The organism is Paenibacillus sp. FSL H8-0315 (genome assembly GCF_038005365.1).
Taxonomy (GTDB): domain Bacteria; phylum Bacillota; class Bacilli; order Paenibacillales; family Paenibacillaceae; genus Paenibacillus_AQ; species Paenibacillus_AQ odorifer.
In genome coordinates this window covers 4,507,829-4,526,273 of record NZ_JBBOTA010000001.1, presented here as the reverse complement: position 1 = coordinate 4,526,273, position 18,445 = coordinate 4,507,829, and the positions used below count along the sequence as shown (strand labels likewise).

Here is an 18,445-nt window from a genome sequence, read left to right as displayed (position 1 = left end):
GCTATTACTAATTAATGAGGCAAGGAGGTTCCTGATTTATGTCCAAGGCTGATCACCTGTTATCCATTCTCTGGATGCTCAAGCAACGGGGAAGAACCGCCGGGGAACTAGCAGAAGCGCTAGAGATCAGTGTCCGCTCTGTCTATCGTTACATCGACGCGTTATGCATCAGTGGCGTACCCATTATCGCGGATAGTGGACCTGGTGGTGGCTATAGCCTTCCGGAGCATTTTTCCGAGGTCCCGTTATTCTTTGACTCCGACGAACAACGTTCCCTCCTGCAAGCCGCCTCCTTTGCGCGGGGAACTGGATATCCTTATGTAGAAGCTCTAGATCAAGCAATCGCCAAACTGAAACGGTACAGCAATGCGCAGCAATTAGAACAGATGGAGCGTCATGAGAGCGGGATAGAAACCATCCACTCCCCTGCTGCGCCGCTTCCCCACCTGCTGCAAGAGCTTGAATTAGCAACGGCGAACGGACATACCCTCCAGATGGAATATCGGAAGGGAAACGGGGAGACGATTTCTTCCCGCGCTATTGATCCTTATGGACTTGTCCTGTGGAAAGGGCAATGGTACACCGTTGCTTATTGCCATCAGAGGCAAGAAATTCGGTCTTTCCGAGTCGATAGAATAACTGAACTGCACCGCACAGAAGCTCTGTTTGCCCGTCCTGCTGACTTCTCTGCACGGGATTTTTTATTAAAAAGCTTGCTGCCCACACCAAATACTCCAGAGAAACTCATAGCAGTAGTCATCGCCGCCGATGAAGGAATCCTGAACGATCTATGCAGTCATTGGCTGTTTGGACATGCGCTGGTGCAGCGCATTGACGGACAAGCCCGTTTTCAAGTCGATGAGACCTCCTTACTGACTTATGCGCCTTACTTCTTGTTGCCTTATGGATCAACACTACGAATCCTAGAGCCTTTAGCTCTGAAACAAAAGCTGTCCGCTATAGCTAACGATCTGGCAGCTTATTATAAGACTTAAAATGATTATTTTAGGATCACTGACCGTAGTTGTCAGTGATCCTTTTGTATAGTGTAAACAAGTCTAAGGGAATAAATGATTGTACAAACCAAGGAGGAATAAGGAATGAAAGAACTTCACTATGAATTTTATATTGGCGGAACACCTGAGCAGGTATGGGAGACTTTGATCTCTCCCGAAGGTACTAAACAGATTTACTACGGGAGCGTAATCCAATCAACTTTTAAAGAAGGTGAATTGCTTGAATATGTTGGTCCCGGTGCAGATGGCGATGAAACGATACATGTATATGGGACTCTGCTGGAGTTCACTCCACAAAAAGCGTTTCGTTTCACGCATAAGGTCGGCCCCTCCTATCATAAGGGTACAGAAAGATATGAATCGCGTATATCTTGGCTGCTTGAACCGGTGGGTGGAACTACTAAGCTTACGCTTATCCACGATGAATGGCATCCTGATGATCCTTCATATGCTGGCAGTATCAACGCCTGGTGGCAGGTTCTGAGTAATATTAAAACCTTGGTCGAGACCGGACGTACACTTGATTTTGGCAGCTGGTCGTAATTTTAATGTTAATTAGGAATTAAGCTCAACCCTGCGGAAAAGAGCGTACAAGCCCTCTTTCGTCAGGGGCTTTTTTTGCTTAATTTTATTTTGCCTAAGGGAAACATTCTTGTTGCAGGGACAAAGTTGTTGCCATATACTAATGTTGTGCCAGACTACAAGAAATGTTCTAATACACAAAATAAAAACCGTAGGCGGTAAAAATATAAATGAAAGAAGGGATCTCATGACTGGAACAACTATTCCTTTATCAGAGGCTGCAAAGGGTAGCACGCTGCGCATCAGCGACATTGAAGTTCAAGGTGTGCTTAGAAGAAGATTACTGGACCTCGGGTTCGTAGTCGGGAATATCGTAGAGGTGTTGCGGCGTAGTCCATTAGGAGATCCTATAGCTTTTCGGGTAAGCAATACGACCATTGCACTGCGTAGAGAAGAAAGTTCTTTAATATTCGGAGAATTAATTGGAGGTGTAGAAGCATGAGTCAGTTCACCGTCGCTTTTGCAGGCAACCCTAACACCGGAAAAAGTACACTATTCAACCTGCTAACCGGCATGCGACAGCATACTGGAAACTGGGCAGGTAAAACCGTCATTACTGCCGAAGGCGAATTCAAACACAATAACCATTCATACCTCGCGGTAGATTTACCAGGAACGTACTCCCTATACTCAAATTCCGCGGATGAAGAAGCGGCTAGAGATTATATTATTTTTGAACAGCCAGACGTGACACTTGTAGTGCTTGACGCTACTTCGCTGGAACGTAATCTCAATCTTGCCTTGCAAGTGCTGGAGATTACCGGACGGGCGGTTGTCTGCATCAACCTCATTGATGAAGCACGTAAGCTGGGCATCGACATCAACCTGAAGAGTATCTCCAAACGTCTCGGCGTACCCGTCGTTGCGATATCGGCACGCAATAAAATAGGGATCGATGCCTTATTGGATCAAGTGGAGCGAGTGGCTACAGGCTCATTCACAGCGCAGCCGCTGCGGATTAGTTACAACGAAGAGATCGAACGGGGAATTGCCGAGCTTACACCATTGGTAGAGCAAACCATCGGTACCAAATATCCCGCTCGCTGGATTGCACTGCGCTTATTGGACGGTGATGACAGCCTGCTTACTTCACTTAAAGAGCATATGAAAAGCAAGGATTTACCCGAAGCAAAGGAGGTCATCGGCCATGGAGTCACTGCCTATCACTAAGGGATCTGACGCTCTAGATTCCCTATTGTCCACCGCAAAAAAGCTCGCTGACGGCGGAGCCATTCGGGATGAGATTGTCAGTGGTATATATGGCGTATCCGCAGGCATCTGCGGAGATGCAGTTACTTATCGGGATAAGAAGAAACTGAACAGCACTTACAAGCTGGATAATATCGTGACCTCCAAAATTTGGGGTTTTCCCATCATGCTCGCCATTCTCGGTGTCGTATTCTGGATTACGATTGCCGGGGCTAACTACCCTTCTAGCTGGCTCGCTTCCTTCTTTGGCTTCATCGAAGGATATCTGACAGCGGGATTTGAGGCTCTCCATGCCCCAGCTTGGCTGCACGGCGTGCTTGTGCTTGGCTTGTATCGAGGCACCTCATGGGTAATCAGTGTCATGCTGCCACCGATGATGATCTTTTTCCCCGTATTCGCTCTGCTTGAGAATTTCGGGTATCTGCCACGCGTTGCTTTTAACATGGACCGACTGTTCAAAAAATCAGGTGGTCATGGCAAGCAAGCTTTAACCATGTCCATGGGCTTCGGCTGTAACGCGGCCGCTATCCTCTCCACACGAATCATCGAATCGCCGCGTGAACGAATGCTGGCTATACTGACCAACAATTTTGTCCCTTGCAACGGCCGCTGGCCCACGCTGATTTTATTGTCTTCCTTATTTATGGCAGGAGCCGCTACGACAGGCGCGCTTCGTACATTCACCACTGCCTCCGTCCTAATGGGAATGGTTCTAATCGGCATCATTGTTACCTTAACCGTTTCCTGGGTCATGTCCAAAACTGCGCTGCGTGGGGTTCCCACACATTACACATTGGAGCTTCCTCCCTACCGCCGTCCACAAATCTGGAAGACCATACTTATTTCCTCCAAAGATAAGTCCCTTAACGTACTTACTCGGGCTATCGTCGTTGCTGCCCCTGCCGGGATTATCACTTGGATTCTAGGCAATCTGTTTATTGGCGGCGATTCTGTACTGAATCATATGGCTGCATTCTTTGATCCGTTCGCACATTTGCTTGGCATGGATGGCTTTATCATCATGGCCTTTATTCTTGGACTTCCTGCGAATGAAATCGTATTGCCTATCCTGCTTATGGGCTATATGTCCTCAGGCGCTATGGTTGATATCGACAGCTTAGGCAGTATCAAAGATGTCTTTCTCTCACATGGCTGGACCTGGCTGACCGCACTCAACATGATGCTGTTCTCCCTGCTCCACTATCCTTGTGGTACAACACTCGTGAACATTTACAAGGAAACAAAAAGCATGAAATGGGCCGTTCTCTCAGCAGTCATTCCGCTGGGTATCGCCATCGGAGTAACCTTTGCTGTCGCTCAGCTTGCCCGGTTATTTGGGTGGGTGTGACGAGGTAGGCTTGCGATCTAAACTCAAGTGACTTCACAACTCACTTCAACTGATTTCAACTTACATCGCAAAAATTCATCATTAACTCACTAAATTCACCTTAATCACATCACCCAAATTAACCTTGCTACACGGAATTCACCTTACTTTACCTTACAATCTAAAGTTCAACTTGCTTCACTTTGCAGCACCTACAATATCTAGAGTTCATCTTGCTTCACTTTGCAACACCTACAATATCTAGAGTTCATCTTGCTTCACTTTGCAACACCAACAATAACTAGAATTTGCTTCACAAAGTTCCGCCCACTTTGAAATCATATTTAGGGAATTTCTCCCTAATAATCGAACTTTATAAGCACATATTGAACTTTTTGCGGAATTTCTCCCTAATAATTAGCCGATTATAGGCAAAAAAGGCAATTTCCGCAGAATTTTAGGGAGCAATTCCCCAATTATCGCTAATAATGAGTAAAACACGATAAAATCAGGGAGGATTTCCCTAATTATTGATTCTAGATGATTCCGAGCTACACTTGAGCACCAGCACCAGCACCAGCACTAGACCTGCATCGCCCTTCCACACATACCAACTCTAGACCTACGCCGCCCTTCAGCACACACCAGCATTAGCATCAGTACCTTTTCGCCCACCAACATACTCCACCACTGGTCCACCAACACAGCCCAACACCAGTTACTCAAGGTCTTCTCAAACAAATAAGCGGTCGCTCGGATGTTTATCCCGAGCGACCGCTTATTTTATCACAACCCCTTATATACTCTTACGTCCTAACTTGATCCCACCATTACATTACATGACTTGACTCTACATTTAGAGTCATTTTTTGCGCGTTCCATCATTTCTACGACGGTATAGAACAGCCCCAGCTATAGCTGCTAGAACGATAATTATTCCAATAATCCCCACATTAACAAGTGAAAAGGAATCACTGTCCCCAGCCGGGTTCCCCGTTTGATCAGGCTCATTACTCCCAGCTTCTGACTCCGGTGAATTATTCGGGGTTACCTCCGGAGAAGCGGTAGGCGTCGTTGCCGAAATACCCGGTCCCAGCTCTTTTAGATCCACTGAGTCAGCGGTTAGCCGCTTAGTTCGACTGCATAAACTAGCCTCCAGATTACCAGATTCTCCACCGTCTCTAGCATAAGCATAGACAATGTAACTTTCCCCTTCCACAAATTCAAAGCCGCAGCTTGCAGAAGATAAAGCCGTAGTCAATGTAACTTGGTTTCCCTCGACCCCTTTCCAGCTGGAATCCACCTCAAAGGTTACCTTTACTGGATCAGCAGAAGAAATTATGTTCCCCTGTGACGGCTCCTTCATGTCCACTACTTTCCCGACAAAGACAGCTGTACTTTTCTCAAGAGCTTCCAGTGGCTCCGCAGGCATAACACAGGAACATGCATAAGTGACTGAGGGCCTCACCGTCAGCAAAGCCGTAAATATTAATAGGACACCTAGAAATATCATCATTGGACTTCGGAAATTGAACTTTCGGAAATTGATCTTTCGCACTTTGATAACCCCCTTCTTTACTTTACAGACGGAGCAAACGTGGAAAGTGTTACAGGAATTTCCAAACAAGTGATACAAGTCTATCCGGCAGCAATTAATCTAATCTTCTTCTTTAATTCCTCTAATCCTCTTTAACTCCTCATATCCTCTTCATTAATCCCCCATACCTGCTGTACCACTCACAGACTGTGCGCGATCCCAATCAAACGCTGTATTCCTTCGCGCAGCACCGCTTCGCTTGCAAAGGAATAACTTAGGCGAAGCCTTGACTTCATTTCCCCCAGTGGATCAAATAACTCCCCAGGAACAAAAGCGATCGACTGCGCCATACTTGAAGCAAACAGGCGATCCATCGTAAGATGCTCCGGTAGTTTCACCCATAGATTTAATCCGCCTTGCGGAGTCGTCCATTCCCAGCCAGTCCCCGCCAGCTCCTCTTCTACAATTTCCTTATGCACTTGAAGCGCAATGCGCAGCTTACCAAGATGCTGTTGCAAGCGTGGGGAGGTGTAGTAATGTAGAAATATTTTTTGATTCAGCAGCGGAGTGCCATTGTCTGCGAGTGATTTGGCCGTGATTAGACGCTCCATAAATGGATATCGGCAGGCCACCGCACAGATTCGTAAGCCAGGGGCTACATATTTACTGAAGCTGCTGATATAGATCACCCACCCCTCCGTATCATAAGCAAAAAAGGGCGGCGGCGGCTCCTCATCAAAATACATATCGCGGAACGGGTCATCCTCCACCAGTAAACAGCGATAACGTTCGGCCAGTTCTACCAACAGCTTGCGCTGTTGCACAGGCACCGTGTATCCAGTTGGATTGTGATGCGTTGGATTAATGTAGAACATACGCGGCTTATGCTTTTTCATCAAAGCTTCTACTTCCTCCAGATCATATCCCTCCGGAGTGATCTCTACCGGGACCAACCGTGCCCCCTCCCGGCGAAAAATATCCATAGCAACACTATAAGTAGGCCGCTCCACAAGCACCGTATCCAGAGGACCAAGCACAATCCGGGCAATCAGATTGATCGCCTGCTGCGCACCCGAGGTAATAAGCAGCTCTTCCGAAGTTAACTGCAGCCGATGTTGCTTCCGAAAGTGGTGGCTTAACGTCTCACGCAGCTCGTTATCCCCCTGGACCGAGGCATACGTTCCCATTACCTTGGGATATAGATCGAACACTTTTTTGACATAGTCAGATAGAAAAAGATTCGGCAGCAGCCCCGGATCAATCAGCGCCTGCGAGAACTGATACTTAACTGGCACTCTCTGAATATCAGACAGCGGATTAGTGAGCGCATAAGCCGATACTTCGGCTCCTACTTCAATAGCAGGAAGCGAGATTATGGGTGCCACGTAATATCCTGATTTATCTTTTACATAAACCTTTCCATCCTCCGTCAACCGTCTGTACGCTTTGAATACGGTCAGTCGATGTACCTTAAGCTCCTCCGCCAGCAGCCGTATAGAAGGAAGCTTATCATGTGCGACCCACTCCCCTCGCTCCATGCGATTTAATAGAAATTCATAGACCTGCCGAAACAAAGGATGATTATGCTCCGCTCCCACAACCTTTTTCATCTGGCTACAACTCCTCTCCGAACAACCTTGTAATCATATTGTACACGATTTCCGAATTAATCTGTTCTACACAAGGCAATCTGTTCTGTCCTCTCCCCTATATGATTAACAAAATGCCAGCTTATAAATTCTTATATTTTATAAAGCACACAAAAGGGGACTTTCAAAATGATCTTATTTGCTTATGCACTTGTATGTCTGATCTTCGGCACGACCTTTCTAGCTATCAAAATCGGCGTAGATGCCGGTGCGCCTCCTTTCTTTTCAGCGGGCTTAAGATTTTTTGTCGCAGGCGCTGTTCTATTCCTATGGATGGTCTGGAAACGAAAAGCCAGCTTCTCCTTGCTGTTGCGCAAAGAAATGTTGTTCACCGGGTCTGCTCTAACCTTCGGCACCTTCGCGGGTCTCTACTGGGCTGAACAATATGTTTCTTCAGGGCTTGCAGCTGTACTCTCTGCCACTGGTCCGATCATGATCCTGCTGCTCCAAACCTCTATTCTTCGGCAAAAAGCACCCGCCATCTCCCTATATGGCTGCATCATCGGCTTCACTGGCGTACTGCTGCTGGTTCTCCCCAATCTCGCCGTTGATATTTCACCACTGTGGCTCATCGGTTGCGCCGTAGTCCTAATTGGAGAGTGTTGCTATGCTGTAGGTGCGATTTACTCCAAAAAAGTAATTAACAGTATGCCTGAGGTCTCACCGATTGCGCTGAATGCGGCTCAAATGATGTATGGCGGTGCGTTATTATTCATTCTTTCTTTTGCCACGGAAAAAGTACATCCTGCATTTCTCTTCTCATTCGAAACAGCAGGTTCACTGCTCTATCTCACAGTTATCGGCTCCATGGTCGGCCATACCTTGTTCTACTGGCTCGTAGCTAAGACCAACCCAGTGTTTCCTTCTACCTGGCTTTATATTTCTCCACCGATTGCGGTGGGTGTAGGCTTTTTCTTTTACAAGGAGTCCGTATCTTGGATTACAATTCTTGGAGTGTTCACCATCATTGCCGGAACAATCCTAGTGAATGCTGATGCTTTAAAGCAATTACTGCAAAAAAAGAAGATCAACACTGTTGCGTTAAAAAAATCAAATATATGACGTACTATATATTGCATTTATGACCACTATTGCGTATTATATAAACAAGTTAAATTAAACACAGCTAAATATGACTCATATATGAAAGGAGGATTCGCTTAACGGCGCTTCTTTTCTAAAGAGGAATGCCTTTTTTATCGGAAGTGGAGGGAATTGTGATCGAACTGACATCACGTCAAATAGAGATTATCGATATCGTTAACAAAAGAGCTCCGATTACCGGCGAACAGATTGCCGAAAGTTTGAACCTTACCCGGCCTACAATTCGCTCGGATCTGTCTGTTTTGGTTATGCTCAAATATATCGACGCCAAGCCGAAGGTCGGGTACTTCCCAGGATTGAAATCATCCAGTCGTCAGGGAAGCGGTTATCTGCTGCAGGAAACGATGGTCAAAGAAATTCAAAGTGTACCTATAGTTATCCGTGAGACCACAACTATTCAAGATGCCGTAGTTACGCTTTTTCTACAGGATGTAGGCACTCTTATTATCTGTGACGAAGAGGGTAAACTCACGGGCGTTGCTTCACGTAAGGATTTCCTAAAGGTAACCTTGGGCAACCCCAGTGCAGTCTCCATGCCCGTAAGCATGGTTATGACGCGCCAGCCCAAAGTGGTCACAACTTCACCGGATGAGCCGGTGCTTGAAGCTGCACATAAGATGATTTTTCACGAGGTAGACAGTTTGCCGGTGGTTGTTCCCAGCGCCGCTGAAGACGGCGGTACAAAACTGGATGTGGTAGGACGTTTAACAAAAACCTCCATCATCAAACTTCTCCTCGAACTTGAAGCCAAAGGATAACAGGAGGAACCCATGAGCATCGAGCAATCTTCCAACTTAATAACGATATGCTCGGATTCTATAGGAGATACGGCAGAGGCTGTCGTGCAGGCAGTTATTCACCAATTTCAGAATCAGCAGGTCACCATTAAAAGATACGGCAATATTAGGCATGAAGACGAGCTACGCAAGCTTATGGAAGAAGCAGCTCAGCATAAAGGTTTTGTCGCCTATACATTAGTGCAGCCAGAATTAAGAGAAATGATCCGTGAGGAAGCGGTACGTCTTGATTTACGGATCGTTGATATCATGGGCCCTATGATGCAGGCCTTCATTGATACCTTCGACGATGCTCCTCAGCAACGGCCAGGTCTTCTCCACCAGCTCGACGAGAATTATTTCCGCCGCATAGAAGCTATAGAATTCACCGTCGCCTGTGATGACGGCCGTGATCTGGGTGCCATGCTCAAAGCCGATATCGTTCTGCTGGGCATGTCCCGTACTTCAAAAACACCGCTTAGCATCTTTTTGGCCCATAGAGGAAAAAAAGTCGTTAACTATCCGATTATCCCGGAGATTGGTCCTCCGCAAGAACTATTAAGCTTGCCGCCGAACCGGCTTATTGGATTAACCATGAAACCCGAGTACATGCTGAAGGTCCGCTCTGAGCGGCTTAAGGTTCTCGGATTACCGACAGGCTCCCAATATGCAAGTCTGGAGCGGATCACCGAAGAGATGGAATACGCCGCTTCATTGTTCAACAAGCTGGGCTGTCCTGTAATTGATATTACTGACAAGGCTATAGAAGAAACCGCTGGTATTATTATGGGTTATATCTAAATTTCAGTATACAAAATATATAGAATGCACTGGAGGGAATTAGAATGGAGCGCGAACTGGCCCTTGAGATTGTACGGGTAACTGAACTAGGTGCTTTATCCTCGGCTCGTTGGATTGGGCGGGGCGATAAAAATGCGGCAGATGATGCAGCCACGACTGCGATCCGTTCCATGTTCGATTCTGTGTCCATCGACGGAACTGTTGTGATAGGTGAAGGAGAGATGGATGATGCTCCAATGCTCTATATTGGTGAGAAAGTCGGGAACCAAAAAGGTCCCGCTGTCGATGTAGCCGTCGATCCTCTCGAAGGAACTGAGGTTGTTGCCTGCGGCCTGCATAATGCGCAATCTGTTATTGCTATAGCAGATAAAGGCAGCCTGCTGCATGCCCCGGACATTTATATGGAGAAGTTAGCCTGCGGGCCCGAGCTTGCCGGTAAGCTTAGACTCGAGGATCCTGTAGAGATCACTCTGCAAAAAGCCTGCCATTACACTGGCTAATCTCTCTCCGAGTTAACCGTAATGGTGCTGGATCGCAAACGGCATGAGCAGCTGATTAATAGCCTGCGTGAAGCCGGGGTACGAATTAAGCTGCTTGGTCACGGAGATGTCGCTGGCGCTATTGCGGCTGCACTGCCAGACAGCGATGTCGATTTATATATGGGTTCCGGTGGAGCACCCGAAGGTGTTCTTGCTGCCGCTGCACTGAAATGCCTTGGTGGTGAAATGCAGGGCAGATTGCTCCCGGATGGACCAGTAGAGCTACAGCGCTGTGTACGCATGGGAATTGCCAATCCAACGCGAGTGCTATACATGGAAGACATGGTTGGCACGGGCGACGTCCTCTTTGCCGCCACGGGTGTAACGTCAGGTGAATTCTTGAACGGTGTCCGTTTTATCGGCAAAGAACGCGCGGAGACACATTCGGTAATCATGCGGGCACAGAGCCGGACAATCCGCTATATTCGCAGCATTCATTTCCTGCCAGGAAAAGAAATACCGGCTGCGCAGACTGTTAGACAAAATGCTGTCTCTCTATAAAACCGCAAAAAACAGGCTATCTCACTAGCAGTATCCTTTGCTAGTGAGATAGCCTGTTTTGTTTTTTTACACTGAATGCTAATTGCTTCTTATTTATTTCCAATACGTTCACTCGCTAATGGATCTATATTAGCAACTTTCTCAAAGCGTTCTGCGTTCAGGCTGTTATACTTTGCGAAGATTTGTTTCACTTCTTGCTCCTTCTGCTCGCCTTCCACATCCACCATTACTAGAATATGACCTTCATCCACGTAATTATCGTAGCTCTCTGCTTCCTCTTCAGGGATGCCAAGGCCAATAAGTCCGCCGACTAACCCGCCACTGCCTGCGCCTATCGCCGCTCCGGCTAGTGTTGCCGCAAGAGGTCCGGCTGCAATAATAGGTCCAATACCAGGAATAGCCAAAGCGCCAATTCCCATCAGCAGCCCCGTTACTCCACCCAGCAGACCACCAGTAGCTGCACCTGTAGCCATACCCTCCGGGGCCACGGTTCCTGACTCGTCTCTAAGAGTTTCCTCGTCCGCTTTATTTCTCGCGATAATCGAAATATCCTCTGTCCTACAGCCCTGACGCTTCAACTCCTCAATAGCTCGCGAAGCTTCGTATTCGGCAGCAAAGACACCCACTATTCTCTTATTCATCTCCATTACCTCCTATTGATGTAGTTAGCTCATACGTTCAGCTTCATAGCTTACTTAACCAAACTGGACAGGGATAAACTACGATCTTTGAATTGTCTGCAATTCCGAGTTAATATTCCTTCTAAAATATGCTGTATAATAAAAGTAAGCGGGTACAACTACCTTGATTAACTCTATAGAAGAAAGAGAAGGAATCATCCATGGCGATATTTAACTATAATTCTGAGCGTCCCTTCCGAGGCAATCCCGACCTGCATCTCCATTACTGGGGGCGGGAGCAGTGTCTTCCCGGACATTTTTTTGGACCTGGGGTCCGTGACGTATATAAAATACATTTTATCCATGCAGGAACAGGTGAAGTTACTGTGGGTGAACAGACCCATTATCTTAAGCCAGGACAAGCTTTTCTCACCTATCCGCATATCGTAACTGCCTACACAGCAGACATAGCAAATCCATGGGCCTATTCTTGGGTAGCTTTTACCGGGGAGCAGGTTGATTATATTTTGGCCAAAACCGCCTTGTCACCTGAGCACCCGATCTTTCCAATGGATGAACAGCTTATGCCGAATTTATACGAGCTCCTGACACAAGCAGCTGAAGCTTCGGACAGTCTGGATCTACCTCTAAAAGCAATTATGTATGAGTTCTTTTCTCTGTTACTTCGAGCGGTGCCAGCAGTTCCAGATGTACTTCCTTTACCACGTCAAAAGAGTATTTACGTCGAGCAATGCCTGCACTTTTTGCATACACATTATTGTGAAAATATTTCGGTTGAGATGATGTCCTCTTCGCTCAAGCTGGATCGCAAATATTTATCCTCCTTGTTCAAACGGACAATAGGTATGCCACCCCAGCAGTATTTATTAAATTTCCGCATCGCTAAGGCGTGCGAGCTGCTGACAGAGACCTTATGCACGATTGGTGAAATCTCACGTTCTGTGGGCTATCAGGACCCCTTACTCTTTTCACGGATGTTCAAGAAGGTGAAAGGTTGTTCGCCAAAAGAATACCGTAGCCGTCATCTCGAAAATGACATTGTACTATAAACTTCTTCCTTGCTGACATACGTTTGTCCGCGATCTTTCGCTACAATAAGGACGTAACGTACTAAGTAATAAGTGTTTATAGGAGGAATAAATCATGTATAACGCAAGCGCTACCAGATATGACAATATGAAATATAATCGCACCGGAAAGAGCGGTCTACTCCTGCCAGCGATCTCGCTTGGTCTATGGCATAACTTTGGCGGCAACGACTTATTTGAGAATGGCCGCGCCATGGTAAGAAGAGCTTTTGATCTTGGAATCACTCATTTTGACCTTGCCAATAATTACGGTCCACCCGCAGGCTCCGCCGAAGAAAGTTTTGGCCAAATTCTTAAAAAGGATCTGACCCCTTATCGTGATGAGATGGTTATCTCTACTAAAGCTGGTTATTATATGTGGGCTGGTCCTTATGGTGAATGGGGCTCCAAAAAATATCTCGTCTCCAGCCTAGATCAAAGCTTAAAACGTATGGGACTGGATTATGTTGATATTTTCTATCACCACCGCCCAGATCCAAATACACCACTGGAAGAAACCATGGCTGCGCTGGACCTCGTGGTACGCCAAGGTAAAGCGCTGTATGTCGGGATTTCGAATTACGGACCTGAACAAACACGCGAAGCGGCACAAATTCTGCGTCGACTAGGCACGCCATGCCTGATTCATCAGCCAAACTATTCCATGATGTCCCGCTGGATTGAAGATGGCTTGCAGGATGTATTGTCTGAAGAAGGCATCGGCTCCATTGTGTTCTCCCCGCTACAAGGTGGCATACTGACCGATCGCTATCTAAACGGAATCGCTCCTGATTCCCGTGCCGCTGGTCCAAGTGTATTCCTGTCTGAGAATGCCATTACCGAAGAGGCGATCGGCAAGGTTCGCAAACTGAACGAGATTGCTGCTGCACGTGGACAAAAAATGTCTCAGCTAGCGTTATCTTGGGTACTCCGTGGAGACAAAGTAACTTCTGCATTGATCGGCGCAAGTAAGGTAAGCCAGATTGAAGATGCCGTCGCTTCCTTAAATGCCCCAGAGCTTAGCGCTGAAGAGCTAGAGCAAATTGAGGCAATTCTGCGGGGATAAAGCTTAGTTATAACAGCAAAGACCAATGAGGTCAGGCAGCTTAAAGCTGCTCTGGCATTTCATTGGTCTTCTTTTTTATAGATTAGAGTTAATTGCTCACCCAAATATCTGCGTGATGTACACCATGATCAATAATCCAAAAATAAAAGAATACGTCGAAGGCCGCTCATAACCATGGCCATGACTCTCCGGAATCAGCTCCTTGTAGACGATAAAGAGCATAGCTCCGGCTGCAAAAGCGAGACCATAACCCACAACATTATGCAGGTAACTGGCAGTAAAATACCCGATCACCGCAGATACCATCTCCATTAAGCCGGTAAGCGTAACGATTCCTAAGGCTTTTAGCTTGCTAGTTCGCGAATTCATCAGAAAGACCGCAAGAATCAAACCTTCCGGCATATTCTGTGCGCCAATGGCAATCGCCACGGTAGGACCTAAACTGGCCTGTTCGCTGGCATAACTGAAACCTGTACTGAGGCCTTCTGGTATGTTGTGGATGAACAGCGCAATCATAACAAGCAGCGCTTTTGAATCCATATTGGTATAACCGGGCTTATTCTCCACATCGATATGCGGGATGTTATTTTCAATTAAATCAAGCAGCAGCACTCCGGTAATCAAGCCCAAGGTTAAAGCGATAATCCCCGATTCTTTGATCGATTGCGGCATGAGTCCAAACGTGGAGGCGGACACCATAATCCCCGCAGTGAAGGCTACGAGGATATCTTTCCACTTCTCGGATAACCTCTTCACGAACAGGATCGGAAATGCTCCAAGAACGGTAGCCATTGCCGATACAAAGCTGCCAATAAGCGCAGATTCCAAACCTTCAACTCCTTTGGTACAAGTCGGATAGACCAACATATGTTTCAGAAAAAATAATTATTACTTTTTCATACATTTTCGAATGGTCCAATATAGTATGGATCATATCATAAAAGACCTCCCCTAGGTTCGGTTCATACCCTAAGGAGGTCTTTGTCTCACATATCATTATGCAACTCGGTTACACCAGCTTCTTCCGGATCTTGCCGGAAATCAAATCAATAATTGTGATCATCGCAATGATACCTAGCAGTATAATCCCCACGCGGTCCCAATTCCGTGAACTGAGCGCAAAGATTAACGGTGTGCCGATCCCGCCTGCTCCAATCACACCTAGAATTGTAGCCGAACGAACGTTAATTTCGAATCTATATAAGGTATAGGATAAGAATCCCGGCAGCACCTGCGGCAACACCGCAAACCACAATACCTGCATGCGGCTGGCACCAGAAGAAATTAAAGCTTCGAGTGGACCGTTGTCGATATTCTCAATCTCATCCGCGAACAATTTGCCGAGCATGCCCACCGAATGTAGTCCCAGAGCCAGCACACCTGCAAAAGAACCCGGTCCAACAGCCTTGATAAATAACAAAGCCATAATAATCTCAGGGAAGGTTCGTATAAAGCTCAACATCAGCTTGCCGGAACCTGAAATTACCTTTCCCTTGCTCATGTTAACTGCAGCCCAAAATGCAAAAGGAATACATAAAAAGGTCGAGATAAAAGTGCCTAGGATTGAAATAGCTAACGTCTCGAGCAATCCCCGCAGGAGATCCTCCCCATCTGGTAAATAAACGAAGGCCCAGTCAGGTGAGAATATCCCGGCAAAAATTGCTTTAGTAATGATCCCGGCGGTTTCTTTGAATCCATTAAACGGCACTCCCGAAAAAGCCCAAATATATAACGCGGCTAGGGCTACATAAATCAGCCAACGAAAACGATTTTTACGGGGTTTAGGGACAAGGGTATTCCATGATTTACTCATATTAATTTCTCCCGCAGCTTAGTGCTTACATAATCAATAATCAGTACTACTGCTAATGTGAACAAGATGATGGTGCAAGTCTTATCGTATTCCAAAAAGCCTAGGGTGACTTCATAATAGTGGCCGATCCCACCCGCTCCTACCAGACCTAAAACCGCCGCAGCACGAACATTAATCTCGAAGGCATATAGGACATAAGACATAAAATGAGCCTGTACCTGTGGAATGACTCCGAACATAATGCGTTGAATCTTATTAGCCCCCACTGAAGTCATTGCTTCCAAAGGTCCTTGATCAATCGTCTCCATCGTTTCATAGGTAAGCTTAGCGATCAGCCCCAACGAAAATATCGTCAATGCAAATATCCCAGGAAGCGCACCGAGGCCGAAAATAGCCACAAAGATAGAAGCCAACAGCAGATCGGGAATCGTACGGATCAGGTTCAGCAGCATACGAACCGGATAATGAAGCCAACGGCTTTGCGTAATATTGCTTGCACACAACAGCGCAACCGGAACCGCAAGAATGGCACCAAACGTTGTGCCAACCAGCGCCATCCGGATCGTCTCCAGCATCGCATCTATAATGTTGTCAAAATACCCCCAGTTCGGGGGAAACATTTCCTTAAGCAAATCAAGCATATTCGGCAGACCGGAGATCAGCTCCCCGAAGGATGAATCGGTTAAGACAGCACTTCTCCACAGTAATACTACTAATATAATGGCTGTGAAATAATGTTTTATCTTTCTTGGCGGTTTGGGATGTAGCTTCTCTGCATTTACACTCATCTCACACGCCTCCGACTACAGGCTCACCCAACAACTCATCCTGATGAATCGGTCTGCCGTAAATCTCAGCAAACCTCTCATCAGTTGCCTCTGATACAGGACCATCGAAGACAACCTCTCCTGCCCGGAGCCCGATAATCCGGGTAGCGTATTCTCTAGCCAGATCAATAAAATGCAAATTCACAATGGTCGTAATCCCGAGTTCCATATTAATCTTCTTTAGATCATCCATAACCTGCTTGGTTGTGAGCGGATCTAGTGAAGCTACAGGTTCATCTGCGAGGATAATCTGTGCCTCCTGCGCAAGAACACGGGCAATAGCAACACGTTGCTGCTGACCTCCAGATAGCTGATCTGCACGTGTATAGGCCTTCTCGGCGATATTTACCCGATCAAGGGATTCGAAGGCTAAATCGATATCCTTTTGTGGGAATCTGCCAAGTATCGTCCGCAGTGTGGAATGATAGCCCACCCGTCCTGCCAAAACATTACGAAGCACCGTCGTACGTTTCACTAAGTTGAAGCTTTGAAAGATCATTCCGATATTCCTACGGATCATTCGTAGCCGACTTCCTTTTGCATTCGTGATGGACTGCCCGTTAATAAGAATATTACCTTCGGAAATATCATGAAGCCGGTTAATGGAACGCAGCAAGGTCGACTTCCCTGCTCCCGAAAGACCAACAATAGCTACAAATTCTCCGGCTGGAATGGTCAGGTTAATGTTGTTTAATCCTTTGGTTCCGTTTAGATACGTTTTGGATACATTACGAAGCTCTATCATGAAATCATCCCTTTATGTGTTTTCGTATATTCGTATAAAAGAGATAGCCAGATCCGGGGGGGAATCCGGAGCTGGCTATCCTTAATGCCTGTTATACACCAACATCGTTGTATCCTTGAACGGCCTGTTCTACTCTGTTTTTACTTTACTGTTGTATTCGCGAACAATGTCAAAGTTGCTGTCTTGTGATTTCACATAACCTTCATGAGAGTAAATGTCTTTGATAATCTCATGGCCTTCTGTGTCAGCTGCGATATCAATGAATGCCTGCTGGATTTTTTCTATCCATTCTTTATTCATATCTGAACGGACCGAAATCGTATCGTTAGGAATTTTATCAGTAAAGGCGAGAACTTGAGTATCTTCAAATACTTTTGGATAATCCTTAACGACCGTGTTCCGGGCATCTTGGAAAATAGCTGCTGCATCTACGTCACCATTCAGCACAGCAAGCACGCCTTGATCATGACCTTTAACCGTAATGGCTTGTACATCCTTCAACGGATCAAGTCCTGCATCCATTAGTGTTGCAGCCGGCCATACAAAACCTGCTGAGGATGTAACGTTTTGATAGGCAATTTTTTTACCTTTCAAATCGGCAACCGATTTGATCGCAGAATCCTTCTTGACGATAATCATAGATTTATAGAAATCCGCTAATTCATCTGTTGGACCACCGGTTTCATCATTTACACCAAAACGTTGAGCCTGAAGAATAACCTCAGCTGCTCCTTTTTCTTTAGCTAACACGTAAGCAGTTGGAGGAAGGAAACCTACATCCACTTTTTTAGAGGCCATAGCTTCGATAACGGTGTTGTAATCAGTAGAGACACTTACTTCTACAGGAATACCGAGCTTGTCACCCAGTAATTTTTCAAGAGGTTTCGCTTTAGCTTCGAGCGTATCTGCATTTTGAGAAGGAACAAATTGTACAGTAAGCTTCTCTGGAACATAACCCTCTGCTACAGGAGCTGCCGTTTCCTTCGGTGCATTTGCTCCATCCGTCGATCCTTGGTTTGCATTATTTGTAGTGTTGTTAGCGCCACAACCACTAAGCAATGTAATAGACATCATTAGCGGCAATACGAATTTACTGATTTTTCTCAAACGAAAGACCTCCACTGTTTTCTATTTTTATTTTTGAGTACTTCTAAACTATAGATGTGTTTTATTAAATCAATAGCAACCAAGCATCAAATATATGTAAAATTTATTCCAATCTCTTAAAGTTACCAAATTATCTGC

The 18,445-nt window shown here is 46.1% G+C and carries 18 protein-coding genes and 1 pseudogene; 11 read left to right on the top strand and 8 right to left on the bottom strand.

Features of this window, described 5'->3' with window-relative positions; genetic code table 11:
• Positions 1-38 precede the first annotated feature (38 nt).
• The 5 genes from MHB56_RS19620 to MHB56_RS19600 all read left to right on the top strand — a co-directional run bounded on the left by MHB56_RS19620 (position 39) and on the right by MHB56_RS19600 (position 4,155).
• Positions 39-995: a helix-turn-helix transcriptional regulator gene (locus MHB56_RS19620; protein WP_341143890.1), complete on the top strand. Its 957-nt coding sequence runs from the start codon at positions 39-41 to the stop codon at positions 993-995.
• A gap of 105 nt (positions 996-1,100) precedes the next feature.
• A complete protein-coding gene (locus tag MHB56_RS19615) occupies positions 1,101-1,559 on the top strand; it encodes an SRPBCC domain-containing protein (protein WP_076104700.1) in 459 nt (152 codons plus the stop codon).
• 226 nt (positions 1,560-1,785) lie between these two features.
• Entirely contained in the window at positions 1,786-2,040 is a 255-nt protein-coding gene (locus MHB56_RS19610) for a FeoA family protein (protein WP_036679839.1), read from the top strand.
• On the top strand, positions 2,037-2,768 hold the full coding sequence (locus MHB56_RS19605; RefSeq protein ID WP_076130631.1) for a FeoB small GTPase domain-containing protein: 732 nt from the start codon (positions 2,037-2,039) through the stop codon (positions 2,766-2,768). Before MHB56_RS19610 ends, MHB56_RS19605 begins: the two co-directional genes overlap by 4 nt.
• On the top strand, positions 2,746-4,155 hold the full coding sequence (locus MHB56_RS19600; protein ID WP_076220490.1) for a nucleoside recognition domain-containing protein: 1,410 nt from the start codon (positions 2,746-2,748) through the stop codon (positions 4,153-4,155). The genes MHB56_RS19605 and MHB56_RS19600 overlap by 23 nt, the downstream gene beginning before the upstream one ends.
• A gap of 841 nt (positions 4,156-4,996) precedes the next feature.
• Here the strand turns inward: MHB56_RS19600 and MHB56_RS19595 are convergent.
• Entirely contained in the window at positions 4,997-5,692 is a 696-nt protein-coding gene (locus MHB56_RS19595; RefSeq protein ID WP_341143889.1) for a hypothetical protein, read from the bottom strand.
• Between the two features lie 179 nt (positions 5,693-5,871).
• Positions 5,872-7,281, bottom strand: a complete 1,410-nt coding sequence (locus MHB56_RS19590) for an aminotransferase-like domain-containing protein (protein ID WP_248547902.1) — start codon at positions 7,279-7,281, stop codon at positions 5,872-5,874.
• Positions 7,282-7,449: 168 nt separating this feature from the next.
• Here MHB56_RS19590 and MHB56_RS19585 point away from each other — a divergent pair, with 168 nt between their 5' ends.
• The 4 genes and pseudogenes from MHB56_RS19585 (at position 7,450) to glpX (ending at position 11,041) form a co-directional block, all read left to right on the top strand.
• Positions 7,450-8,382, top strand: coding sequence for a DMT family transporter (locus MHB56_RS19585; RefSeq protein WP_076130627.1), 933 nt, complete (start codon positions 7,450-7,452; stop codon positions 8,380-8,382).
• 125 nt (positions 8,383-8,507) lie between these two features.
• On the top strand, positions 8,508-9,182 hold the full coding sequence (locus tag MHB56_RS19580) for a helix-turn-helix transcriptional regulator (RefSeq protein WP_076282071.1): 675 nt from the start codon (positions 8,508-8,510) through the stop codon (positions 9,180-9,182).
• A gap of 12 nt (positions 9,183-9,194) precedes the next feature.
• Entirely contained in the window at positions 9,195-10,001 is an 807-nt protein-coding gene (locus MHB56_RS19575) for a pyruvate, water dikinase regulatory protein (RefSeq protein ID WP_076220444.1), read from the top strand.
• A gap of 44 nt (positions 10,002-10,045) precedes the next feature.
• Positions 10,046-11,041, top strand: a pseudogene (gene glpX / locus MHB56_RS19570) (class II fructose-bisphosphatase).
• 89 nt (positions 11,042-11,130) lie between these two features.
• Here the strand turns inward: glpX and MHB56_RS19565 are convergent.
• Positions 11,131-11,682 (bottom strand): general stress protein, encoded by a 552-nt coding sequence (locus tag MHB56_RS19565; RefSeq protein ID WP_038568969.1) that lies wholly within the window; start codon positions 11,680-11,682, stop codon positions 11,131-11,133.
• A 200-nt stretch (positions 11,683-11,882) separates the two neighbouring features.
• Here MHB56_RS19565 and MHB56_RS19560 point away from each other — a divergent pair, with 200 nt between their 5' ends.
• Together MHB56_RS19560 and MHB56_RS19555 are read left to right on the top strand one after the other, a co-directional pair.
• Positions 11,883-12,731: an AraC family transcriptional regulator gene (locus tag MHB56_RS19560; protein WP_076130624.1), complete on the top strand. Its 849-nt coding sequence runs from the start codon at positions 11,883-11,885 to the stop codon at positions 12,729-12,731.
• A gap of 94 nt (positions 12,732-12,825) precedes the next feature.
• A complete protein-coding gene (locus MHB56_RS19555) occupies positions 12,826-13,815 on the top strand; it encodes an aldo/keto reductase (RefSeq protein WP_282579691.1) in 990 nt (329 codons plus the stop codon).
• Positions 13,816-13,911: 96 nt separating this feature from the next.
• Here the strand turns inward: MHB56_RS19555 and MHB56_RS19550 are convergent, their stop codons facing one another.
• The 5 genes from MHB56_RS19550 to MHB56_RS19530 form a co-directional block, all read right to left on the bottom strand.
• The gene (locus MHB56_RS19550) at positions 13,912-14,643 is read right to left on the bottom strand and encodes a ZIP family metal transporter (protein ID WP_036676473.1); all 732 of its coding nucleotides are present in this window, start codon (positions 14,641-14,643) and stop codon (positions 13,912-13,914) included.
• 181 nt (positions 14,644-14,824) lie between these two features.
• Complete coding sequence (gene phnE, locus MHB56_RS19545; protein WP_036676480.1) at positions 14,825-15,628, bottom strand: phosphonate ABC transporter, permease protein PhnE; 804 nt, start codon at positions 15,626-15,628, stop codon at positions 14,825-14,827.
• Complete coding sequence (gene phnE, locus MHB56_RS19540; protein ID WP_036676482.1) at positions 15,625-16,416, bottom strand: phosphonate ABC transporter, permease protein PhnE; 792 nt, start codon at positions 16,414-16,416, stop codon at positions 15,625-15,627. Before phnE (MHB56_RS19540) ends, phnE (MHB56_RS19545) begins: the two co-directional genes overlap by 4 nt.
• 1 nt (position 16,417) lies before the next feature.
• Complete coding sequence (gene phnC, locus MHB56_RS19535; RefSeq protein WP_076187310.1) at positions 16,418-17,200, bottom strand: phosphonate ABC transporter ATP-binding protein; 783 nt, start codon at positions 17,198-17,200, stop codon at positions 16,418-16,420.
• Positions 17,201-17,329: 129 nt separating this feature from the next.
• Positions 17,330-18,307, bottom strand: a complete 978-nt coding sequence (locus MHB56_RS19530; RefSeq protein ID WP_038568963.1) for a phosphate/phosphite/phosphonate ABC transporter substrate-binding protein — start codon at positions 18,305-18,307, stop codon at positions 17,330-17,332.
• Positions 18,308-18,445 lie beyond the last annotated feature (138 nt).